This window comes from Sulfurimonas sp. NWX79, from assembly GCF_039667035.1.
GTDB classification, from domain to species: domain Bacteria; phylum Campylobacterota; class Campylobacteria; order Campylobacterales; family Sulfurimonadaceae; genus Sulfurimonas; species Sulfurimonas indica.
Genome location: NZ_JALCZL010000001.1, coordinates 127,007 through 151,478 on the forward strand (window position 1 = coordinate 127,007; position 24,472 = coordinate 151,478).

Annotated in this window: 21 protein-coding genes; 13 read left to right on the top strand and 8 right to left on the bottom strand. The window is 34.2% G+C overall.

All coding sequences use genetic code 11. From position 1 onward, the window contains the following. Nucleotides 1–60 precede the first annotated feature (60 nt). The 4 genes from MNY27_RS00690 to MNY27_RS00705 are packed head-to-tail and all read right to left on the bottom strand — an operon-like array spanning nt 61 to nt 5,498. Nucleotides 61–1,758, bottom strand: a complete 1,698-nt coding sequence (locus tag MNY27_RS00690; protein ID WP_152183577.1) for an efflux RND transporter permease subunit — start codon at nt 1,756–1,758, stop codon at nt 61–63. A 1-nt stretch (nt 1,759) separates the two neighbouring features. After that, nucleotides 1,760–3,376 (bottom strand): efflux RND transporter permease subunit, encoded by a 1,617-nt coding sequence (locus MNY27_RS00695; protein ID WP_152183578.1) that lies wholly within the window; start codon nt 3,374–3,376, stop codon nt 1,760–1,762. 1 nt (nt 3,377) lies between these two features. Next, nucleotides 3,378–4,133: an efflux RND transporter periplasmic adaptor subunit gene (locus MNY27_RS00700; protein ID WP_152183579.1), complete on the bottom strand. Its 756-nt coding sequence runs from the start codon at nt 4,131–4,133 to the stop codon at nt 3,378–3,380. After that, nucleotides 4,134–5,498: a TolC family protein gene (locus tag MNY27_RS00705; RefSeq protein WP_152183580.1), complete on the bottom strand. Its 1,365-nt coding sequence runs from the start codon at nt 5,496–5,498 to the stop codon at nt 4,134–4,136. A 170-nt stretch (nt 5,499–5,668) separates the two neighbouring features. Between MNY27_RS00705 and MNY27_RS00710 the strand changes: the two genes are divergently transcribed. Together MNY27_RS00710 and MNY27_RS00715 are read left to right on the top strand one after the other, a co-directional pair. Then, nucleotides 5,669–7,579, top strand: a complete 1,911-nt coding sequence (locus MNY27_RS00710) for a DUF255 domain-containing protein (protein WP_346391754.1) — start codon at nt 5,669–5,671, stop codon at nt 7,577–7,579. A gap of 93 nt (nt 7,580–7,672) precedes the next feature. Next, nucleotides 7,673–8,122: a DUF4395 domain-containing protein gene (locus MNY27_RS00715; RefSeq protein WP_346391755.1), complete on the top strand. Its 450-nt coding sequence runs from the start codon at nt 7,673–7,675 to the stop codon at nt 8,120–8,122. On the opposite strand, the gene MNY27_RS00720 is transcribed toward MNY27_RS00715, so the two are convergent. Next, entirely contained in the window at nt 8,117–9,421 is a 1,305-nt protein-coding gene (locus MNY27_RS00720) for an APC family permease (protein ID WP_346391756.1), read from the bottom strand. The genes MNY27_RS00715 and MNY27_RS00720 overlap by 6 nt on opposite strands. A gap of 133 nt (nt 9,422–9,554) precedes the next feature. Between MNY27_RS00720 and MNY27_RS00725 the strand changes: the two genes are divergently transcribed. The 6 genes from MNY27_RS00725 to MNY27_RS00750 all read left to right on the top strand — a co-directional run bounded on the left by MNY27_RS00725 (nt 9,555) and on the right by MNY27_RS00750 (nt 14,532). Next, a complete protein-coding gene (locus MNY27_RS00725) occupies nt 9,555–10,718 on the top strand; it encodes an MFS transporter (protein WP_346391757.1) in 1,164 nt (387 codons plus the stop codon). 81 nt (nt 10,719–10,799) lie between these two features. Beyond that, entirely contained in the window at nt 10,800–11,018 is a 219-nt protein-coding gene (locus MNY27_RS00730) for a hypothetical protein (RefSeq protein ID WP_152183591.1), read from the top strand. A gap of 12 nt (nt 11,019–11,030) precedes the next feature. Then, complete coding sequence (locus MNY27_RS00735) at nt 11,031–11,243, top strand: hypothetical protein (protein WP_152183592.1); 213 nt, start codon at nt 11,031–11,033, stop codon at nt 11,241–11,243. 16 nt (nt 11,244–11,259) lie between these two features. Further along, a complete protein-coding gene (locus tag MNY27_RS00740; protein ID WP_346391758.1) occupies nt 11,260–13,584 on the top strand; it encodes an EAL domain-containing protein in 2,325 nt (774 codons plus the stop codon). Nucleotides 13,585–13,600: 16 nt separating this feature from the next. Then, a complete protein-coding gene (locus MNY27_RS00745; protein WP_152183594.1) occupies nt 13,601–13,921 on the top strand; it encodes a hypothetical protein in 321 nt (106 codons plus the stop codon). Continuing rightward, on the top strand, nt 13,921–14,532 hold the full coding sequence (locus tag MNY27_RS00750; protein WP_346391759.1) for a type III pantothenate kinase: 612 nt from the start codon (nt 13,921–13,923) through the stop codon (nt 14,530–14,532). The genes MNY27_RS00745 and MNY27_RS00750 overlap by 1 nt, the downstream gene beginning before the upstream one ends. A gap of 4 nt (nt 14,533–14,536) precedes the next feature. Here the strand turns inward: MNY27_RS00750 and MNY27_RS00755 are convergent, their stop codons facing one another. Continuing rightward, the gene (locus MNY27_RS00755) at nt 14,537–18,850 is read right to left on the bottom strand and encodes a PAS domain S-box protein (RefSeq protein WP_346391760.1); all 4,314 of its coding nucleotides are present in this window, start codon (nt 18,848–18,850) and stop codon (nt 14,537–14,539) included. A gap of 178 nt (nt 18,851–19,028) precedes the next feature. Between MNY27_RS00755 and MNY27_RS00760 the strand changes: the two genes are divergently transcribed. From MNY27_RS00760 to MNY27_RS00780, 5 genes are all read left to right on the top strand, one after another. Further along, complete coding sequence (locus MNY27_RS00760) at nt 19,029–20,537, top strand: HD domain-containing phosphohydrolase (protein WP_152183059.1); 1,509 nt, start codon at nt 19,029–19,031, stop codon at nt 20,535–20,537. 50 nt (nt 20,538–20,587) lie between these two features. Next, nucleotides 20,588–21,214 carry an ATP phosphoribosyltransferase gene (gene hisG / locus MNY27_RS00765; protein WP_152183058.1) on the top strand — a complete coding sequence of 209 codons (627 nt, stop codon included), beginning with the start codon at nt 20,588–20,590 and terminating at the stop codon, nt 21,212–21,214. Next, entirely contained in the window at nt 21,215–21,898 is a 684-nt protein-coding gene (locus MNY27_RS00770; RefSeq protein WP_152183057.1) for a class I SAM-dependent methyltransferase, read from the top strand. Nucleotides 21,899–21,929: 31 nt separating this feature from the next. Further along, nucleotides 21,930–22,190, top strand: coding sequence for a hypothetical protein (locus MNY27_RS00775; RefSeq protein WP_152183056.1), 261 nt, complete (start codon nt 21,930–21,932; stop codon nt 22,188–22,190). Nucleotides 22,191–22,300: 110 nt separating this feature from the next. Further along, complete coding sequence (locus tag MNY27_RS00780; RefSeq protein ID WP_152183055.1) at nt 22,301–22,768, top strand: DsrE family protein; 468 nt, start codon at nt 22,301–22,303, stop codon at nt 22,766–22,768. On the opposite strand, the gene amrA is transcribed toward MNY27_RS00780, so the two are convergent. Together amrA and MNY27_RS00790 are read right to left on the bottom strand one after the other, a co-directional pair. After that, nucleotides 22,765–23,307, bottom strand: a complete 543-nt coding sequence (gene amrA, locus MNY27_RS00785; RefSeq protein WP_152183054.1) for an AmmeMemoRadiSam system protein A — start codon at nt 23,305–23,307, stop codon at nt 22,765–22,767. The two genes, MNY27_RS00780 and amrA, sit on opposite strands and share 4 nt — an antisense overlap. A 116-nt stretch (nt 23,308–23,423) precedes the next feature. Beyond that, a complete protein-coding gene (locus tag MNY27_RS00790) occupies nt 23,424–24,437 on the bottom strand; it encodes a cytochrome-c peroxidase (RefSeq protein ID WP_152183053.1) in 1,014 nt (337 codons plus the stop codon). Nucleotides 24,438–24,472 lie beyond the last annotated feature (35 nt).

A 24,472-nucleotide genomic window follows, 5' to 3' on the forward strand; every position in this document is an offset into this window, starting at 1 on the left:
GTGTTCGTTTAATACTTTTATAGCAAATAACAGAACATTTTTGTTTGTTAACAAAAGCTATTAGATAGCTTTTGTATTATCCATAAGAACTGGAATAAAAATAAGTGAAACAATAACAGCTGCAACTGTTCCAGAGATAAGTGCTACTCCAAGTCCACCAAAGACAGGATCACTTGCAAGAAGCGCTGAACCTAAGATAATGGCAATTGCAGTTAGCATAATAGGCTTTGCTCTTGTAGCACTTGCAATGGCGATGGCATGTCGTTTCTCTATGCCTTTTTCCTCCATTAAAGATTTAGCAAAATCTATAAGAAGAAGAGAGTTCCGTGAGCTAATACCCATAAGTGCAATAAAACCAATCAATGACGTAGCTGTAAGGAAGAAAACATCAACTGTAAAGAGGTCAGCTACCCAGTGACCAACAATTACACCAATGATAGATAAGAAGCTTCCTGCAAGAACGATACCACTGATAGCAAAAGACTTATAGTAGATAACAAGTAAAAGATAGATTAGAATAAGTGCAGCGATAAATGCAGCACCAAGGTCTCTAAAGGTATCAAGTGTTACTTTCATCTCTCCATCCCAGCGAAGCAAAAATTCATGACCTGTTTTTTGATTAATCAGTGTCAGGTCAAACATATAAGTAGAGATTCCCGGAGCTTTTTTTACTTCAAAACCATGTGACTGGAAGTACTCTATCATTTTCTCTCTTGCTTCAAGCAGAGGATAGACCTGTGATTCCATATCTGTTTCAGCTGTAACATTGACCATCGTTCGCAAATCTTTATGATAGATAGTCGGTGTTGATTTTATCTTAACAATATCAACAATCTCTGTAAGTGGGACCATCATCCCTTTTTTATTCATAAGATATAAAGAGCTGAGTTTTGCTCTTAAAGTTCTTAGTCCCTGATTAGAAAGCGTTTTGGAATCTTTGCTTAAGGAGATAAAGATACCGACTTGATCGTTTAGTTCAATAGTATTTTTAACTGCAACATTCATCCCTTTAAAAGCAAGGTATAAAATGTTATTTACCTGCTCAACACTGAGTCCACTCTTTGCAATTTTATCTTTGAGTGGTACGAGCTGATACTTATCATATGGTGTTTCACTCATAATATCGACATCAACGAGTTTTGGCGTTGCTTTAAGAATTTTTGCTACATCCTGTGCAATTTGCAGTACTTCATTGTTGTGAAGACCATAAACTTCAACTGCAATAGATGCAAGTGTTGGAGGACCTGACGGCATCTCAATAAATGCTATTGTAGTTCCTTTTATGATATTGCCACATGCATCTTTGATTTGGGGACGGAGTCTGTGTACCATTGTAAAAGACTTTTCGGCTCTTTCATGTTTATCTGTAAGATTTACAACGATTTCTGCAAAACGTTCCCCCTGTTTCAGAGCACTTCCCTTTACAAGCCCCGCATAATCAAGCGGTGCACCTTGAGCGTAAAAAGATTCAATGTCTGTAACCTCTTTTTCCTTGATAAGATGATCAATTACACACTGTGAAACTTTTTGTGTCTCTTCAATGGAACTTCCTGCAGGTGTTGTTACATAAACATTAAAAGTATTTGCACTTTTTCCCGGTAGCATTCTTGCTACAACAGTCTTTGTTGGAAGCATCATAATACTGCCAACAAGTGCTAAAAGTGTTGCAATAATTACAAATATTTTTTTCGAAGGGTTGTTTAAGATATTGTATACAAAAGTTTCAAATTTTCTACCCTTGTGATGATGGTGTGGCATATTACTTCTCCTCCTCTGTTGCAATCTTATGATGGTGGGCTCCATCCTCTTGACGGCGTAGTAGCTTTCTACTGAGATACGGTGTAAAGATATAAGCAACTATAAGTGATGCAAGTAGTGCAACTGGAACATTGAGTGGAATCGGCTTCATAAACTCACCCATCATTCCACCAACGAACATCATAGGTACCATTGTCAAGATAATTGCCAATGTTGCAATGTTTGTAGGACGTCCGATCTCATCTGTTGCTTTGATAAGCAGTGTATCCATATCTTTATGTTCACTGTCATGGTCATGAAGATGTCTGTGGATGTTCTCAATTACAATAATCGCGGCATCAACAAGCAGACCAAGTGAAAGCAGGAATGCAAATAGTGTGATACGGTTGATAGTCTGACCTGTCATATAAGCAACAAAAAGCGTGATTGCCAAAATTGCAGGTACTGTAAAAGTGACAATAAGAGACTCTTTCCAACCAAGGAAAAAGACCAGCATTACAGCAATGATAGCAATAGTGATGATAAGGTGATGAACAAGCTCATTTACGGCATCATCCGCTCTTACACCATAGTCACGTGTAATTTTATAGTTGATTCCTAGTTGATGGAGTCTCTCTTTGTACTTCTCTAACATCTCTTTGACATCATCTGCAACAAAAACAGCATTAGAGCCTGCAAGTTTTGAAACTGTCAGTGTGATTTGAGGGGTACTGAAGAGTTGGCTGTCATCTTTCATAATGAGTGAAGCACTCTGTTTGTTTTGAAAGTCTATGCCGTCTGTTATTGTTGCCACATCACGAAGGTATATAGGACTTCCCATGTACTGAGCAATAATGATATTCTCAACATCTTCAATACTCTCAACTGCATTTTTAACGCCAAAGACCACAAGTTTTCCATCTTCTGTTGGGGCATCCACATCAGGTGCAATCTTAGAGATTGCCCCAATACCTTGCATGATCTGTCCCAAAGAGATGTGATAACCTTTGAGTTTTGAAAGGTCAACATTGACATTGTACTGCTCTTTATGTGCCCCTTTAAGTGTTGTTTTTGAGACGTTATTTATCTGGCTGATCTCTTTTTTAAGGTTTTGAATCGTTTCTAGGTACTTACTGTATGGAAGTTTTGAGTTTTTGTCTTTCCAAAAGGCTACAGTCAGGATTGGGATATCGATGTCGATATCAAATGGTTTGACAAGCGGCTGCATGATGCTTTTTGGCATTTTGTCCATGTTTTGCATAACTTTATCATAGAGTTTGAGGTTTGATATCTCACGGTTCTGACCGATGTAGTACATAACATTAACAACAGCTACATTTTCCATACTCATAGAGTAGATATGCTCAACACCCTTAATCTCACGCAGCTTTTGCTCTAGTGGTTCAACGATGACTTTCTCTATCTGTTTAGGACTCATTCCAGGTGCAACAACGATAACGCTACCACCACTAATGGCAATTTGCGGGTCTTCCTCACGTGGCATAACTTCCAGTGAGATGTATCCCAGTACCAATAGAAAAACCGCAAGAAGAGCAGTCAAAGGATTGTATAAAAATCCTTTGGCAAGTTTTCCTGCATAATCGATGACCTTGATATGTGATAAATCTTTCTCTTTCATCTTAATCTACCTTTATGTCAACTGTTGCGTACATACCCGGATAAATTTTTTGGTTATTGTTTTTATTGAAACTGATTTTTATTTTAAAAGTATGTGTCATAGGGTTTGAGCTAGGAATAATAGCATTGACTTTCCCAATCGTTTTAAATCCGATAGATGGAATCGCAACTTTGACTCTTTTTCCGTAAGCAATAGCATTAAGATTAGTTTCACTGATCTCTGCCAGGATTTTAAGATTTGAGAGGTCTGAGAGGATGATAGCAGGCATACCAGGCATTGCCATCTCACCGACTTTTATATTCTTAGCAACAACAACACCGTCATTTGGTGCTTTGATAATGAGATATTTATACTGATTTTGTACCTCTTGGAGTCTTGCTTTTGCGATAGCAACCATATCTCTGAGGTTTTTCTCTGCGAGTTCGAGGTTTTCAACTTCATATTTTGAAACCATATCTTTTTCTAAGAGTCTTTTGTGACGTTCAAGGTTGATCTTTACATTTGTATATTGATTTTCATACATTTGTAGGCTGAGCTCTGCTTGACGTTTTGCTGAATCTATCTCACGTGAGTCAATAGTATAAAGAATCTGTCCCCGTTTTACCTTTTCACCCTCACTTACATTGACACTTGTCACAAAGCCCATAAAACGGCTTGTAATCATCTTTTGGTTGTCTGAGATTACACTTCCCGAGAGTGTAAGTACTTCTGCCATAAGTGAAGCACCAAGTGCTAGTATCAGTAGTATTTTTTTCATCTATTTATCTCCATTTGCTAATTTTTCTAAAGCGAATATTTTTTCTATACGTTTGTTTTTTGCAACTTGCAGTTGTAAAATCTTCTCTATCTGAGCAGATTGTTTGATGATAACATCGCTCATAGAGACAAGTTTTTCTTTGTATCTGCCTTCATAATTTTCATAGATTGCATTTGCAAGTTCTAACTCTTTTTTCAAAGAGGCGATTTGTGCATTTGAACTTTCAATTTCTGTACGTATTTTATCTAGTTTGAGAGCAATTCCATGTTTTGCAAGCTCTACTTGTGATTTCATTTTCAGTTGTTCGATTTTTGATTTTTCAACTTTTGCACTGTCTATACCACCATTAAAGAGATTCCATGTAAGTCTTGCACCTACTGTATATGCTTTATGGTCATTTGCATCGCCTAAAAATGTATCATCTGCTGTTGCTACTTCTCCAAAAGCACCAAGTGTTGGATAGTAAACTGCCTGACTTGCATCAAGCATACTTTTTCTTATCTCTAAACCTGTATTTGCTTTTTGTATATCGATATTTCTTTTTAGGATCTCTTCATTTGTAAAGTTTGGCATTGCAACTTCAGAAGCAGGTGGAATGATAGCATCAACCTTTTGATTGAGCAGAAAACTGATGTAGTGATAGAGCAGTTTTTTGTTTGCTTCCATCTGAATCAAAAGTCTCGCAACATTTCCCTTTTTTGCTTTGACTTCCAAGAGGTCTACATGCTTTGCATACCCTACATCTATCATTGTCTGTGTTGTTCTTTCCAAAGTGTTTATATTTTCTAAAATTTTATTTAAGTTTTTGATAGATGAGTTTAGTAGAGCCATATCATAGTAGCTTTTTCTAAGCTCATATGTTTTTTCTGTCAGAATTTTCTCTTTATCAAGTGTTTTGAGTCTTGTCATCTCATTCATGATCTTTGTGTAACTGCTGATAGCAAAACCTGTAAAGAGTGGTACTTCATACTTTAACTTACTTTGAAAGAAGTTTCTATCTTCCGGATAGTTTAAGTCATTTGGTTGAACTTTTAAGATATCTGTAGTACCTGGAGGTGGTGATAGAAAATCTGCAAAACCAAAATCTCCAAATGTCGCCTCACGTGAGGTGAGTTTAAATCCAAAGACATTCCCGGCATCATCTGAGCGTGCAACATCTTGCGTGAAAGTTAATTTACCCCAATTCATTCCCGATACACTGTCAGCTTCTGCTTGAGCACTTTTTATATCAAGCTTTGCAGCTTTAATCTCTAAGTTTTGAGATTTTAGAATATCAAGTGCTTGATTAAGTGAAAGTGCATCAGTCATCGTATCATTTGCATTGAGTAAAAGTGCAAATGAAAGAATACTTATGATTTTTTTCATCTTTTTTTTTGTCCTTTGAAATTGTTTCGAAATTTAAGTAGAGATTATAACATATATTTTATTTTCCTATATCACAAATGCATCACATTTAATTATTTGGAGTATAATCAGTAAATGAAGACAATATATGTAACGCTTTTTCTCATTTTTTTCTGTTACCTACACAGCTTTTGACAAATGAGCTGGAAAAGGAAACATCACCTTACCTTTTGCAACATGCAGACAACCCTGTAGAGTGGATGCCATGGGGGAAAAAAGCATTTGAAAGAGCAAAAAAAGAGCAAAAACCAATTTTTCTCTCTATCGGTTATGCAACCTGTCATTGGTGTCATGTAATGGAAGAGGAGTCTTTTTCAAACAAAAAGATTGCGCAACTACTGAATAAATATTTTATATGTATAAAAATAGACAGAGAGGAGCTGCCACATGTGGATGTGCTTTATCAACAACTTTATAAAAAACATTATGGACGATTTGGAGGTTGGCCGCTCAATCTTTTTATGACAGCAGATAAAAAGGTTTTTTACATAACAAACTACATTCCACCCTTACATGAGAGTTATGCAGAGGGATTTGATACATTACTCCTCAAACTACATAATATTTATGAAAATAAAAAACTTTTAGAAAAAAATATGTATCTCTATAGGCATATACAAAAACGTTTCCCCAAAAGTACAAAAGAGAAGCAACTCTCTCTCAAAAGTTTAATAAGGTCAATAAAAAAAGAGTATGACAGTGAAGATGTCGGTTTTGGAAAAAGTAAGCGATTCCCTCAGGCCGCAAAAACTGCTTTAGTACTGCAACTTGCTGAACTTACTGATAATAAAGAGTTAAAGAAAAACTACTTTGAACTGCTTGATATCATGACCTTACGAGGATTGTATGACCATGTAGATGGCGGCTTTTTCCGTTACAGTGTCGATGAAGCGTGGGAGATACCCCATTTTGAAAAAATGCTTTATACACAGGCTGAGTTGATACCGCTTTATGTACGAGGCTATGTATTAGAAGCAAAACCACTCTATAAAGATGTAATAAAAGAGAGTATCGCTATGCTTGATAGATACTTTTTATATAAAGACTATTATTTTAGTGCTAGTGATGCAGATTCTAATACACAAGAGGGTGGCTTTTTTATTTTCACACAGGATGAGATTAAAAAAGCCTTGCGGCATAATCCTCACGCAAAAGCCATAGAAGAAGCGATGGAGTTTAGTTTTGAAGGGAACTTTCATGACAAAGTGCATATCAACTTTTATACAGATAAACGCCCAAAAGGATTTACAGTCTTTCAAAAAGAGTTGCAAAAGATAAGAGAGAAAAGAGCATATCCTTTTATAGATAAAAAGATAAATACAGCTTGGAATGCGATGATGATAGAAGCCCTCTACATAGCTTCAGTTGTAGATAAAAGCTATGCATTAAAAGCGAAAAACCATCTAGAGGCTTTAACAGAGCTAATGTTTGATAAAGGAGCTTTGTACCATCAAACTGTTCCCAAACGTAGACCAACACAAAAAGGGCTTTTGGAGGATTATGCTTTTTTTATCTCCGCTTTGATAGCTGCCTATGAAGTAGAGTATGATGAAAAAAGGTTGGATTTTGCAGCTTATCTTTTACAGCAGGCGAAAGAGAAGTTTTATAAAAATGGTATTTGGTACTTGAGTGATGATGATTTACATATAAAAGCTGATTTGAGTGATAAGTACTATACTTCCGCTCAGTCTAAGATGCTGCAAAATATTTTAAAGCTTGCTGCTTTAAAAGCCTCGTTTACTTATGAAAAATTTGCGCAGGAGAGTTTAAAAAATCTTCATAGCGAACTGCAAGAAAAACAGAGTACTGTACCTGCTTTGGCTTCAGCTTACCTAATGCAGAAGTATGGGATGGTTGTTCTAAAAAGTTCAAAGAAAAACCTTGTACAGCAACGCAAAAACATTGAAGAGATATGGTATCCCTACATTTTAAGAAAAGCAGAAAACTATAATGATTACCTTGCATGTACACTGCGTCGCTGCTTTGCAAAAGAGAGTACTATGAAAGCTATAAAAACAGTAATAAAAACTTTGAAAAGATAGGATATCTAAGTATAAGAAAAATGTATAGCTGAATTTTAAGTTTATATCACTAAAATTTGATTTATATTTTAGCGTAAGGTAGGTGATTTTTTTATGGCAAATGTTTGTCCACTGAATTTTGTAAAAGTTGATTCAAATATTGCACGTTTCAGCTCTTTGTTTGTAGCGATGCTGGTGATGCTTTATCTCTATACAAACAATGTGTTTATACTCTATTTTTTAGCATTTGATTTTATTATGAAACTCTTTTTAAATCCCGGAGTCTCCCCCATTCATATGCTTGCTACATTTTTAAAAGATTTTTTTAAAATAGAGAGTAAGTTTACTGACGGTGGTGCAAAAAAACTTGCAGGTTTCTTTGGACTTTTTTTTATCTTTTTATTAATTGTCTCACATTATATTGATATCTGGGATATTTCACTTGGTATTGCAGTAGTCTTTTTGAGCTGTTCTTTGCTTGATGTATTTTTTAATTTTTGTATCGGCTGTAAAATCTACTTTATTATTAAAAAAATATATCCCAACTTTATGAATAATTTATAAGCGCGTAAATTTTTTATGTATATTTGCATATCCAAAAGCTCCAAGGCTTAAAGTAATATAGAGTACTCCGATAAAGAGTAGCTGTTCCATATTTGTTTTATATTCATAGTAAAAAATAAGTAGTGTCCCAACAAAGAGGGTAAGTATGGAACTTATAGTTATAATATAAGAGCTGTGTGTATCTTTTCTAATCTTAAAATTGGCAATAGAGATGAGTAAGGATACAAGTAAAAAGGTTATGCTGCCAAACTCCAGTATAAGTCTGAGGCCGCCAATTGCAATTAAAAGAGCCGCAATAGTAGCCATTGCTATGATGGCAGTTGTCGGAATATTGTTTTTTCTGTGAGATAGAATCATTGGAAGATAGCCATCATCGGCAATTCGTGCCATTTGTCTCGAAGAACCAAATAAAGTTCCGTTAATAGCACTGCTTGTTGCTAAAATAGCACCAAAGATAACAAAGTTTTGGCCAATATCTCCCATTATATCTCCTGCACCAGAGGCTAATGCTGACTCTTTGTTGCGTATGAGGTCATCTGCTGGAATCGCTAATACGGCACTTAAAGCTATGATAAAATAGATGAGTGCCACTAAAATAATTGCGCTGTAAATAGCTTTTGGAATATTTTTATTGGGATTCTCCATCTCATTGACCGCATTGATAACGAGTTGAAACCCTTCATAGGCTACAAAAGTAACAGAAGAGACTATTAAGATGCTCATAAATGGTGTTGTTTGAAAATCATTTCGCATCATTATCGCAAAAGTATGAAAATCAACTTTTGCATAATATATTAAAAGCGTTGAAATGAGTATCAAAATAATCAGTTTTGCATATACCATGGCATCTTCAATACGTCCCATTCCTTTCACACTCCATAAATTGATCAGTGTAAAGAGGGTAATAATGCCAATAGCGACCAATTTTCGTATGACTTCATTCTGGGAAAAATCGAATCCGCTTATGACATAAGAGGAGAATGTGTAAGCATAGAGAGCTAATGTACTAATGTACCCAAATATAGTATACCAACCAATAAAGGATGCAGCTAAATGAGAAGATGGATAGGTTCTTTTAAAAAAAGCATATGTCGCACCTTCATCTTTATAGTAGACTCCAAGTTTTACATAGGCATAAGCAGCAAACCATGCTACTATGCCTCCAAGAGCAATGGCAAATGGAGCAAGAGCCCCTACCATAGATACAGATATACCAAGTATCGTAAATATACCACCACCTATCATACCTCCAAGGGCAATAGCAAGTAACTCTTTAAAATCTAAATTTTTCTCATGCATCTAAGAGCCTCTTCAGTCAGGTTGTGTTGTTTAAGTATAGCAAAAAATAGAGACTCTAATGTAATTTATATTGAAGAAGTTGTACAATTAGTTCTCTTTATGAGATTACAATGAAACTTGAAAAGGAAAATCTGTGAAAAATATCAATTCAAATGTAATAGCGATTGGTTGGGTTAGTTTTTTTACAGATATGGCGTCAGCCATGGTGACGACATTGCTACCTGTTTTTGTAGTTTATGTTTTGGATGAGGGTATTGACAAGCTTGGTTATATTATCGCTGTTGCTACATTTGTATCGTATGCACTCCGAATTCTGTTTGGATACTTGAGTGACAGGTATCAGATAGTCAAACCTTTTGTAGCAGGGGGCTATCTGATATCTGCACTCACAAAACCATTGCTTGCGTTTTCATACTCCTATACTTCTGTTGCATTGCTTCGTTCGTTAGAGAGGATGGGAAAAGCCATAAGAAGTGCTTCTAAAGATGCACTTATCAGTAGTTACAGTAAAAAAGAGAAAGAGGGGAAGAGTTTTGGTTTTCATAAGATGATGGATGTCTCAGGGGAGATGCTGGGCTCACTCATCATTGTGTTCGTATTTTTCTTCTCTTCTATACAGAATGAAACGCTTATCAGAGGTATATTTGCCTGGACATTTTTACCTGGAATGATGGGTGTTTTTATAGTACTGTTTTTTGTAAAAGATACACCGAAAAAAGAGAAAAAAAGTAATTTTGTAATTCAAAAAGAGGATTATAGGCTTTTTTGGGTTTTAGGAAGTTACTTTTTCTTTCTACTGTTTTTTATGAGTGACCAATATTTTTTACTGCGTGCAAAAGATGTTGGAATGACACTTTCACAGATTCCTCTCTTGGCTATTACTTCAACTTTGACACAAGTGGTTTTAAGTTACTACAGCGGAGTACTTATAGATAAAATGGGTGCTAAAATCATACTTTTGTTTGCGTATGTTTTTGGGATTTTCTCACTTCTATCGATGGAGTATGAGTTGGTATGGTTGTCATTTGCTTTCTTTGGAGCTTTTACTGTTGTATCTTTAAATGCTATGCGTGTATATATCTCTAAAAATGCGATCTCCCAAGGTTTTGTATATGGTGTTTTTTATGGGGGTATTGCAATCTTCAGTGCAGTTGGTGCTTTGTTGATAGGTCTTATCTGGTCACGGTACAGTTTTTATGTTGCGATAAACTTTTCGCTTTCTGGTGCAGTGTTTATCACGATTTTGCTTCTGGGAACTATTCTTTTTACTAAGAAAAACAAAGGTGTTGTTAAGTGATAATTTATAATAAAAGAGTACAATTTTTATGAGAAAGGATGAAAAGACATACTTATTGAAATAAACAAGAAGGATGAAAAAATGAGTCAGCAAGATACGGTTATCAAAGAGTTGCTAAGTAGAAAAGGTGAGATTCAAAAAGAGTTAGAGCTTCTTTTTAAAGTAAATATGAAAATTACAGACTGGGATGTTCCTGAGGCTGATGATAAAGAAGCGGCTAAGGTCTTAATTGATATGATGCAAGAAAAAATAGATGCAATCCGTGTAGATATTGAAGCTGGAAAATATAACAATTATTAAAAAGGAAAAAGAATGAGCGCACATAAACATAGAGAACATTTAGAAAAAATCAAAGATGCTGTTACAAAGGCAAAAGAGTTAAGTGACAATGAAAAAAGTGACAGTGTCAAACGTATTGAAGAGTGGTATGAAGAAGATAAGGCTTTTGGTCTTTTAAAAGAAGAGTTGTTAGAAGTGAGTGAATATTTTGAGACACTCTTTGCCGAACTGGGTTTAAGTAAATAAGGCAGTTGGATACTATATGAACAGAGGGTTTCGAGTTTTTTTAGTCGGTTTTATCTTACTGGCAATTATATTTAGCTTTTCCTATATCTATACTACACAGCGTGTAGATGACTTAAAGGCTAAAAAATATCTCGAAATTTCAAAAGAGATGCGTAATGATCTTGAATTGTTGATACGTGAGAAGTCTGAAGCTGTACTGCTTGTCTGTTTGACACTCTCTGAAGATAAAATAGTCAAGAAGATAATAAGAACAAAACAATATAGTAAATTGGCACTCAACAATCTTTCATCGCTACTCCAAAAATATACATCTTTAGATAATGTCTGGTTTCAAATCATTGATGATAACGGTGTAAGTGTTTATAGGAGTTGGACATCGCAAAAAGGTGATAATGTAGCGAGTATTCGCTTGGATGTTGCAAAAATGATACGTCTCCCAAAGGTTATGTCAACAATTAGTGTTGGGAAGTTTGATTTAACTTTTAAAGCAATGGTTCCTATGTCTAACAAATATGGCAGATTTATTGGAATGATTGAGACATTGGCAAAGTTCAACTCACTTGTTGCAAAACTTGAAAGTAAGGGTTATGAGACTCTGATAGTTGTTGATAAACAGTACAAAAAACAACTTACACGTTCAAGTTCCGGTATCTTTATCAATGGTTATTATATTGCAAATCCACACAGTAATGAGCATATTTTTAACATCTTAAAAAAACGAAACGTCAACTATTTTACAGAGATTGATGGTTATAAGATTGATGAACGAAATGGTTATATTTTTACTCTAGTGAAGGTAGATGGTATGGATAATCGTCCGATGGCATATTTTATCATCTCAAAGCCACTGAGTGAAATAGATATAAGTGAGATATATCAGACAAGAGATAACATTATTAAAACACTTGTATTGATCTTTTTCTTTTTACTGCTCTTTTTATATATTATCTATAATGTTAATTATAAGCGATTTATACAGCAACAAAATGAGATACTTGAGTATGCTGTAGAAGAAAAGACAGAAGAGCTACAAAAACAGAGCAAGAAAATGAAATATCTTGCTCACCATGATGCTTTGACAGCACTACCAAATAAAAACCTTTTCCTTGATCGATTGAAGCAAGGTATTAAACATGCTAAAAGAGAACATCAATCTTTGGCTGTACTCTTTTTGGATTTAGACAGATTTAAAGAGGTCAATGATACCTATGGACATGATGTCGGAGATGAGCTACTGAAAAATATTGCAATTAGATTGCTTGCATGTGTAAGAGAAGATGATACCGTAGCTCGAATAGGTGGAGATGAATTTACTGTTTTACTGCCAAATGCCAATCAGGTAAGTGTTATAAAAGTTATTGAAAAGATTTTTGATGTTATGCGAAAACCATTTTTACTCTTAGGTGTAGAGATACATACAACTTTCAGTGTGGGTGTCAGTGTGTATAAGCAAGATGGGGAGAATCCTGATATCCTTCTGAGAAATGCAGATACAGCTATGTATAAAGCAAAAGATAGCGGGAAAAATACCTATCAGTTTTATAATGAGAAAATGACGGAATTAGTCAGAAAACGACTAGAATTAGATGCCGATATCAGAAATGGTTTGCGTAAGGGTGAGTTTGAAGCTTACTATCAACCAAAAATAGATGCAACAACACTGCGCATTGTAGGACTTGAAGCACTTATTCGATGGAAGCATCCGACAAAAGGTCTACTTTATCCTATAGAGTTTATTCCTTTTGCTGAAGAGATAGGATTAATTGTAGAGATTGACAGATATATGCTGGAACACTGTGTAAAACAACTTGTAGAGTGGAGAGCCGTTGGATATAATACTGGAAAACTCTCCATCAACATCTCTACGAAAAAACTTGAAAGTGAAGATTTTAGAAGTGAGCTTTACCAACTCGTTGAGAAGAGTCGTGTAGATACGAAATTTTTAGAACTGGAGATTTTAGAGTCTCAGATTATGAAAGATCCGGAACGTTCTATTGACATTTTACGCTCTATTAGAAGTCTTGGTATCTCTATTGCCATTGATGATTTTGGTACAGGTTACTCATCATTGTCTTACTTGAAAAAACTTCCAGTTTCTCAACTAAAAATTGATAGAAGTTTTGTTATGGAGATACCTGAGGATGAAGATGATGCTGCTATTGTAAAAACAATTATTGATTTGGCAAGAAACTTAGAGCTTGAGACAATTGCTGAAGGTGTGGAGACAGAAGGACAGGTTGAGTTTTTAGTACAAGCAGGATGTCATAATATCCAAGGTTTCTACTATTCAAAAGCACTTTCAAAAGTAGATTGTGAAGCATTTATGAAAAAATACTCGTAAAGGATGTCGTATAGATATGCAGATGGTTGTTGATTCCCTAAGACAAAAGGGTAAAATTTTTAAAAAGATGCAAGAGATCCCACCGAAGGATTTAGGTATTAGAAACAGAATCAAAATCTATAAAGCAACTGATGTTAATGGTTATTTTTGGACTATTTTTGCAGTAAGTCAAAAGAGTAGAATTTTGATGAAAGATGTGCATAAATTTGAAGAGATTTATGCAAAGCTGACACTTTTTTGTGAACATAACTTTAAGTATAAGATTCTTTTCATCGATGCACCGCTTTGTTCTAAAGCTGCAAAAGCCTTTAAAGAAGCAGGCTGGAAAATCCAGTAATGTTACTGTGTGACATTGGAAATACCTCATATCATTTTTTAAAGGGTGATAAAGAGTTTAAAAAGGATGTAGATACATTTGATCCTTCAACTATAAAAGAGAGAACTTATTATATCTCTGTAAATAAAGCTGTCTCTCAAAAACTACATCTTTTAGAGAATTGGATAGACCTCTCCTCTTTCATTGATTGGGAGAAATATTATGAGACAATGGGTGTTGACAGAATTTTTGCCATAGAAGCAGTTGAGAATGGTATAATCATTGATGCCGGCTCTGCGATAACCGTTGATGTGGTTCATAATGGAGCATTTGAAGGAGGATTTATCTATCCTGGACTAAAAGCCATAGAACTCGCATATAAAAATATTTCTCCTGTTTTGGAAACTACAATAAATTTTGAATTGGATATGAGCTGTTTGCCAAAGAATACCCATAATGCAATCAGTTATGCCTATTTAAAACCTTTACGGGATGAAGTGCTCTCACATAATTTACCTATTATATTGACCGGTGGTGATGCAAGTCAACTGAAAAAGATATTTCCAGAAGCAAAAGTAGAAACAAAATTGATTTTCACATCTATGCAGAAAATCATTGCCTCTAAGAACTAAGCTTTTAGTTGTTTGGCAGAGTGATATCAAAGCAACTCCCTATATTGTCACTTTGCCACTCAAGTGTACCTCCAAGATGTTTTGAAATAATGATTATAGACATATAGAGTCCAAGTCCTGTGCCGTTTTTTGATTTTGTTGTTACGTAAGGCTGACCAATTTTATCTATAATATCTGGATCAATTCCTCCTCCGTTATCACAAATAGTGATTTTTACATTGTCTTTTTCTTGAGAAACAGAGATTTTGATTAGCCCATTGTTTGGAGTGTGTTCTTTAATTGCATCTTTTGCATTGTTTATAAGGTTTATTATAGTTTGAATAAGCTGATTTGGATAAGTTGTGATAGTGATGCTAGGATGGCTTGATATCTCTAGTTTAATATTATTATCTTCTAAAGATTTTTCTACCAGTGTTGTTGTTTTTTTAAGAATAGCATCTATCGAAGTTTTTTCTTTTATTTTGTCTGGTTTAAAAAAATCTCTAAAATCATCAATCGTATGAGAAAGATAATCTGTCTGTTTGTTCAGTGTAACTATAAGATGGCTAATATCTTCTTGTGTTATTTCTTCATGTAATTCTTTTTTTACTTTCAGGTTATTTGCAAGCATTGAAATGACACTTAAGGGTTGTCTCCACTGATGGGCTATCATTGTTAGCATATCTCCCATAGCCGCTTGACGAGATTGTGCTATCATGAGTTCATCTTTTTTCTGTAAGTCTGTAATATCCACAATCGCAATGAGATAATATATTGTTTGAGTGGTTTTCCAATTATCAAGTGATACAGCATTTAATATACCGATTCTCTTGCCTCCTGATTTTGTGATAATTGTCTGTTGTTCGTGCATTTTTTTGAGTGGATTTTTATAATATTGTTTTATTTCAGATTTTTTTTCAGCATTTTCATGCCGGAAAAGCTGTGTTATCAACTCATCAATTGTTAAGATCTCTTCTTGAGTATAACCAGTGGTTTCTGTAAAAACTTGGTTGAGCAAAATGATTTCACCGTCTTGTTTGTAGAGCATTAAAGGAATAGGAGTAAAGTCAATAATTTTTTCAAAGCGTTCTTTTTCTGTTTCAAGTTGATACATTAGTAGTTTCAATTGTGAAATATCACGTATTATTTTCAGAAAATAGAGTGGATTTTTGTTCTCATCTTTTAAAACAACAACAGATAGCGATACCCATATAATATCTCCATTTTTATGAATATATCGCTTTTCAATATGATAACTGTTTTTATCTTTGTCTAAAAGTTGTTGCATCATAATTTGGTCTGTATGCTTATCATCTTCATGTGTGATTTGTGAAACTGTCATTTGTTGAAACTCATGTTTTGTATAGCCTAAAAGATGGCTCATATATTCATTTGTATCTATCCATGTGCCATCAAGTGTAGTATGGGCGATTCCGATATCTGCTTCCTCAAAAGTAAGTTTATATAAATGTTCTTGTTCAAAAAGTTTTTTTGAAAGCTCTTCTTCTTTTGTTATATCTATTCCTGAACTGATAATACCTGTGATATTATTATTAATATCTCGAGTATAATTATTTGTCCAGGAGATAAGGTGCTCCTCTCCGTTTATATCAATGATTTTATTAGTATGATGTACAACTAGTTTTTTCAATCCACTTATCATGTTGTCAAACATATGCTTGAGTTCATTTCTAATATCAGAAGAGATAAAAGTCTCGAACCAATTTCTACCAATTACGGCATTCTGAGAAAGACCAAGAAGTTTTGCTCCTTCTTTATTTATCATGGTAATATTCCCATCTATATCAAGAGTCATGACAAGGGTTCCTACTATGTTCATATAGAGCTCTGCTAATCTATGCTCATGCTCTGCAATTTTTTTGAGTTTGATTTTCTCTGTTATATCATGAAAGGAGAGAACTGCCCCTATAAGTTTTCCATCTTCTACAATAGGATTTTGTAACACTTCAACATTTATAGGTGTACCATCTTTTTTCCAAAAGAGATCTTCGGTCCTGATTGATTCTTTGTTGATGAGATGATTATGTAAAGTACACTCTTCAAAAGGGTAGTTTGAACCGTCTGGTTTTGTATGATGCCAAAGTTTATGTGCATTATTATTGAGCAGTTCATCTTTTGAAAATCCTAAAATGTTAATAGCTGCATCATTTACAAATGTATGATTTCCTTGCAAATCTAGCCCAATAATGCCATCTTGAGTTGCATTGAGGATACTTGATAGTTGTTGTTGCAGTTTTTGCTCATTAAGGATTGATATGTGAAGTTCTTCATTGGAACTTTGTAACTCCTCGTTTGATGTTTCAAGTTCTTCATTGGAACTTTGTAGCTCTTCATTGGAACTTTGCAGCTCTTCATTTAAAAGTTGCATATTTTCTTTTGTGACAATAAGCTCGTCAGAGAGTAAACGGTTCTCTTCTTGGATTTGTGCAAGTTGTGTTGTGAGACTTTTGATGACAAAAGATTCATCGGGAAGTTTTAAATCTGCTGTATTAAATTGTAATTCATCAGCAGATAAAAGTTGGAAATAGAGAAAAAGCATTTGACGTGAGCTCTCTTTTTTATATGGAGAAGCTATTATTCTAATAAAACATTTTTCTTTGTTTTCCAAAGTAATTTCTATAAATTTACTTTTTTGCGTATTTTTTAGTCGAAAAGCTTGCTTTATAATACGATTAACATCATAGCGAAGAGATTGGTGTAAATTATCAAGTATATTTAAACTGATAAAGCCATCAGGGATATGGAGAAATGGCAGTGAACCTTTTTTATATACTATATTGTAGGTATGGTCAATAACGATACAGTTGGGTGCAAAAAAGTCAAATATATTTTTTTCTAAATCATGTTCAATATTAAGATCATCTTTTTTATGGATACGTTGCTCTAAAGCTTTGTTATTCTCTTCTAAATGTTTTGAAAAATAGTGTGACGAAATTTTAGGAGGATTCTCAAGTCTTTCTTTCATATATATTTTATATTGAGAGTTCAAAGCTACAAAATACCGTATGCTTGTCAGTGTGGACTCTGAAGAGCCTAAGAATAAGATTCCTTTGTCTTTAAGCACATAGTGTAGAAGTGTAAAAATTTCTTGTTGTACTTCAGGCAGTATATAAATTAGTAAATTTCTGCAACTAATGATATCTTGATTGATAAAGGGAGGCTCATTCAAGATATTATGTTTTGTAAATATAATCTGTTTGCGGATTTTTTCCACTATTTTATAATCATTATTGATTTTAATAAAATATTTACTCAGTATGTTTTTATCGATTTTTTGAACAGCCTCAGCCGAATAGATACCATTGCGTGCTCTCTCCAGAGCTTTATCATCTATATCAGTTGCAAAGATATGTACATCAAACTCTTTGTTAAGCTTTTCACTTACCTTTGAGACCAAAATCGCAAGAGAGTAGGCTTCTTCTCCTGTTGAACAGGCAATAGACCAGAGTCGTAATATATAGCCGTCTGGTTTATCTTTGAGATAAATATATATTTCATCCTCTAAAGCGTCAAAGGCTTCTGGATCTCTAAAAAACTCTGTAACTCCGATCAATATATTTTGATATAAAAGATGAAGCTCGTTGGGATGTTCGTTTAAATAGGCTAAATATTCATCTAAGGTATTTACATTGACAAGTAACATTCTTTTGTTGATACGGCGTAAAATAGTTTCATTTTTATATTTTTCTATATTGAATTTTTCTTTTGTATGTAATAGGTTCTGGATTTTTTTAAATGGAGCCGGTAGCTTTGTATATAGTGAATGAGTGAGCTCTTCAGCGATTTCATCAATAGTTAAAATATAGTCTATCATATGAGACTCTATTGCGCTTTGAGGCATACTTTTGCAATATGCTTCTTGCGGTAGTTGAGCGATAGTGATGCCTGAGTACTCTTTAATTGTTTTAATGCCTTGTGTTCCATCATGACCGGAACCTGTTAATATGATTCCAATAGAGTCTTGTTTTTTATAAAGTGCCAAAGCTTCAAAAAGTTTATCTACGGATGGAGTCGGGTTGTGTATCTGAAGATCTGTCTTTTGCAAGTATAAATGATGTTTTTTATATATAATATTATGCCCTGGCGGAATGATATAAATATGATTAGCACTATACTTTGTGTTTTGTGTAATTGTCTCTACAGGCATATTGGCATATTTTGTCAAAATTTCTGTAAGAGAACTTTTTTTATTCGGATCTAAATGTTGCGCTATGATATAAACATAGTTGAATGTACCGGGTAGCTTTGAGACCAATTTTTTTAGAGCTTGTAGACCACCGGCACTAGCACCAATTCCAACATATATGAAATTTTTCATTTTCTCTCTTTTATTTGATACGAATCTTTAAAACTATTTTTATTTTAGCATAATTTTGTATTTTTGCAATACAGAGTGTAGTCCATATTTTAGGGACATTTAGTGGTTTGTTGAGAAATTGTTATTTATCAAAATTAAGATATAATTAAAAATAAATATTTTAACAAGGTTATCAGCAGTGGATTTAAAGTTACTTCAACAACTAGGAAAAAAATTTACAATATTATATGTAGAAGATGATCTTTTAATTCAAAAGGAAATGACAAACTATTTAAGTAAGTTTTTTAAACAGGTTAGAGTCGCTAAAGATGGTGAAGAAGGGCTTCAATACTATAAAAGTGGAAATTTTGACATTGTTATAACCGATTTATCAATGCCAAAGATGAATGGATTGGAAATGCTAGAAAAAATCCGGGCATTACATAAAGAGCAAACAGTGTTAATAACTACTGCACATAGTGAAGCCGAATATATGATTAAGGCGATTAGAATAGGTATTGATGGTTATATTATCAAACCTTTTAATTATGAACAATTAAATTATGAACTTTTTAAAATAGTAGAAAAAATATATAAATATGCACAAAATGAAGAGTATAAAAAACACTTAAAACGTATGGTTGAACAAAAAACGTCTGAACTCAACAGTATGATTCATTTTCAAAAATATAATTATGAAAAGACATTACTTTCTATGGTTGAAATGATTGAGGATCGTGATACCTATACAGCAGGGCATAGTCAAAGGGTCGCAAATTATAGTAGAATAATAGCTGAGAAGATGGGGTTTTCTAAAGATGACTGTGATAAAGTTTATCAAGCAGGAATTTTACATGATATCGGGAAAGTTGCGACACCTGATGTTGTTCTTCTCAACCCTCATAAACTCAATGAGCTGGAATATAAACTAATACAAGAACATGTGGATGTCGGTTATCGTTTGCTTACCCATATTCCTATGTTTAAGGAATTGGCAGAAATCGTATATGCGCATCATGAAAGATATAACGGAAGTGGTTATCCCAGAGCATTAAACGACAGTGAGATTGTACCCTTAGCAAAGATTATGGCCGTTGCAGATACATTTGATGCAATGACTACAAATCGGATATATAAAGGAAGAAAAACGGTTCAAGAGGCTCTTGAAGAGTTGATGAGTCTAAAAGGAATTTTATTCAATCCTGATGTTGTTGATGCTGCTTCTAATGTGCTAAAAAATGTAGTTATAGATGAAAATATAGATCAGCTACCTCGAACAGAAATTGAAAAAGAGAGATTTGCATATTTCTATAAAGATATGTTAACAGATTTATACAATCAGCACTATCTTGAAGTTGTGTTGGTAAGAAATCAATTTGAAAAAAAGTATAGTTCTTTACATATTTTCAAGCTGAAAAATTTTTCAAAATATAACAAAGAGTATGGCTGGAAACAGGGTGATGAGCTTTTGAGACAAATAGCTGCTATATTCAAACAGTGTTTTGAGCATTCTAATGCTTTTAGAATTTTTGGAGATGATTTTGTTTTTTTGGACAATAAAGAGTGTCAAATTGAAAAAATTCAGAACTCTATTAAAGCTCTTGTAGAACAGAAAAATATATTGTGTGAAGTTGTCAATATAGACTTGGAAAAAGAGAATATTTTATCAGTATCAGATATTGAAAAAAAATATTTTCAAACTTATTAGTTTTTGAGTTTATTTTAGATAAAATTTCAAAAAAATTAAAGGCTGTTTTAATGCTAACTGTTGCACTTCCTAAAGGTCGTATTGCCAAGGAGACTTTAGAGATTTTTGAGACTATCTTTGGTGATAGTTTTAAATTTGATGATAGAAAATTGATTTTAGAGACGCCAAAGTTTCGTTTTTTACTTGTACGTAATCAGGATGTCGCAACCTATGTTTATCATCAAGCAGCAGATATCGGTGTCGTAGGGCTTGATACTTTAGAAGAGCAGGGCCTTGATGTAGTGCGTCTTTTAGATCTTCGTCGTGGTATCTGTAAAGTAGCTATCGGGATGAAAAAAGGTGAAAAGCTTGACCTGACAAAACCTGAACTTAAAGTTGCTTCTAAAATGGTAAATATCACAAAACGTTACTTTGAAGAGAGAGCTGTTAGTGTTGAGATTATTAAGCTTTATGGTTCCATTGAACTTGCTCCTCTTATTGGACTTGCTGATATGATCGTTGATATTGTCGAAACTGGTACAACGATGAAGCAAAACGGTTTAGAAGTTGTAGAAGATATTATGACAAGTTCAACATACCTCATAGCAAATAAAAATTCCTATATCGCAAAAAAAGATGAAGTGCTTGATATCTATGAGAAAATCCGTGATGTTATTCAAGAAGAGAATAAAGCATAGATGACAAACTTAGACCTTTATGCAAAAGCAGAACATCTTTTAGGCATAGAAGAAGCAACTGAAGCGCTTTATGACCTCTATCGCTCAGAACTTGATGACTACAATGTAAAAACACTGCTTGATGTTGGCTGTGGTCGTGGTGGCTTTATGGAGCGTATGATAAGTGATGGTGTAGAGTGTAAGGGAGTTGATTTAAGTACTCTGATGGTTGAAGAGTGCAAGGCAAAAGGACTTGATGCTGAGTCTGTTGATGCAAAAGATGTAAAGGGGAAGTATGATGCGATTGTCAGCATTTTTGATGTACTGAACTTTATGTCAAAAGAGGAGCTCTTAGAATTCTTAGAAGCAATGGCTGATAAACTGAATGATGATGGTATCTTCATTGCAGATATCAATACACTCTATGGTTTTTCTGATGTCGCTGAGGGTACAATGAGCAGTGATAGTGAAAGTGAGTTCTTAAGTGTAGATGCAGTGTTTGAAAACAATGAGCTCCATACGAAATTTACTCTTTTTGAAAAGGGTGAAGATGGCAGATATACTAAGTATCAAGATACGATTGTGCAGTATTTTCATAAAATTCAATTTTTTCAAAAACTAAGTGGATTAAAACTGGTAGATAAACAGACATTTTCTCTCTATGATACGGAAGATAAGACGCTTTTAATCTTTAAAAAGCGATAATTATAATATATACAAAGAAGGAGTTTTGCATATGAGTAAACACAAAGAAAAAATCAAAAAAATTTTTGATCATCCAATCTCTGGAAATATTGATTCAAAGAAACTATTACATGCGTTAGAGCATTATGGAGCAGAGATTGACTTAACAAAAGAACATCATGCAAAGATTCATGTAAATGGTAAAATGTTTTCTATGCCATTGCCACATCAGGGAAATACACTTTCAAAAGATGCTATTGTCGAACTGCGTCACTATTTAGAAGAAGTTGGACTTACTCCAGAGACTCTATAAAACCTTGCGTGAGCCTTTTGGCTCACTTTAAATACTTCATAACTTTTTTCTTTTATATTTATTTTACAAATAGATGCTACACTTTTTAAATTTTATTAAGGAAGTGTTTGATGAAAAAAATATTGATATTTTTAGTGCTTATTATTGGTGCAGCCTTTGGCGATGAGGAAAATCCAAAAGTTGTCTATGATTTAACTACGAGTAATATGGCTAAATTTGAAAAAAATATACTCAAAGGTATTACTTACAATAAGAGCCATTATGAAAGTAATCTAAAAGAGCTTGAAGTAGCTGTTGTCATTCATGGCGGTGCATACAGATTTTTTGTAAAAGATATAAAAAGCACACTATTTAAAGATGACAAAAAGTTGGTGCAAAACTATAAAGAGTTGAAAAAAAGAATAGCTTCTATGAGCGATACATATGAGGTTGAGTTTATTATGTGTGGTGCTGCTATGAAGAGAAATAAACTAGAAAAGAAAGACATAGTAGAGTTTGTGAAAATCGTTCCAAACTCTACAATCGGTCTGATTGATAAGCAAAATGAAGGTTTTGCCTATATACCTGTCAGAGACTAAAAGACGATAGCCTCATAGACATAAAGCTCTGCATCTTTGCAGTGCTGGGGTGGTATTCCTGCTTTTTCTATACAGCAACTACGAACAAACTGCTCCTTATCCCATCCCATATCAGTAGCCACCTGTGGTAGATAGGTACCATTTCTGCCTCCATAGGAGATATAGATGCCATGTTTACCAACAATAATATCATCAACAGAATTGACACGTACCCTTGGCGTTAAAACTGAAATTTCAATGTCAATGCTTGACAACTCCTCCGGTGTAACGGGTGTAAAGCGGTTGTCGTAGCGTGAAGCAGAGATCGCCATCTCAATGATAACCTCATAGAGTGGTTGGTCTGGTTCAAAACGCCCGATACAGCCACGAAGTTGTCCATTTTCATTAAGTGTGACAAAAGCACCAAGATGTTCTTTGAATTTTTGAGGGAGTTTGCTTGTGTCGAGTTGGAGTCTCTTATTTTGCAGTACCGCTTCATAAAGTGCCAGCTTAGCTATCTCTTTGAGCTCTTTTTTTTCTTCATCTGTGAGAGTAAACATGTTTCCCTCCATATTTTAAGTATATAGAGTGATTATACATCATTTTTATAAAATATGGAAAAAAACAGATAAGGAGAAAGGAGTTTCATAGTAGCTTTCAAGCTACTATGAAGAAGTTATTTTACAACTGGTTTTGGTGTGTTGTCATTTGTTGCCGGAAGCATTGGCACTTTGATATATGGTTTTTTACCATCAAGAGCACCAAGGAAAGCTTCGATCGATTTTGCTTGTTTGTCACTGATTTTTACACCAAGTTGAATGCGTCCCATCTCTTTGATAGCATCTTTTAATGTTGGAATCATACCATTGTGAAAATATGGTCCGGTCTCTGTCACGTTTCTAAGAGTTGGTACTTTAACCATCCCGTTTTTATCACCTTTAAAGTCACCAACGTTCATATATTTGTATGTAGCTGTAACATTAAATGCATTCATGCCACCACCGATACCTACACCGTTATGACACGTTGTACAACCTACTTGGATGAAAGTTTTAAGACCCTCTTTTTGCTCTTTTGTCATAGCATCTTCATGACCATTCATAAATGCATCAAATGGTGAAGGTGTTACAAGTGTACGCTCAAATGTCGCAATCGTATCTGCAACTTTTTTGAAAGTAATTTTTACATCATCACCATATGCTTTTTTAAACTCTTTTACATATTCTGGCATAGAAGTCACAGTTTTTACAACGTGCTGTGGTGTTGCTGCCATTTCAGGTGCTGCTTGAATAGGACCTTGAGCCTGGTCTTCTAGATCTGGACTTCTACCATCCCAGAATTGTTTCTCATTAAATACTGAGTTATATACAGTAGGTGAGCTTAAATGGTGAGGATTTGCTGTCCATTTATGACCAATTGCAGCTTGCATACCATCATCTCCACCTTTAGAGAGATTATGACAGAAGTTACATGAGATAAGACCGCTTTTTGAAAGGCGTGGGTCAAAGTAAAGCTTCTTACCAAGTTCAACTTTTGCTTTTGTTATAGGGTTTTTAGGGTTGTCTATAAGCTTTAAAAGCTCACTTGGAGACTCTGGAATAGCTTTTAGACCAGCGTTTTTTGCATCATCAATAAGTGATCCTGCCATCAGTGAAGCGGCTGTAAAAGCGAGTACTACGATTTTTTTCATTTTATTTTCCTTCTTTTTTTAACTTTCAAGACAAG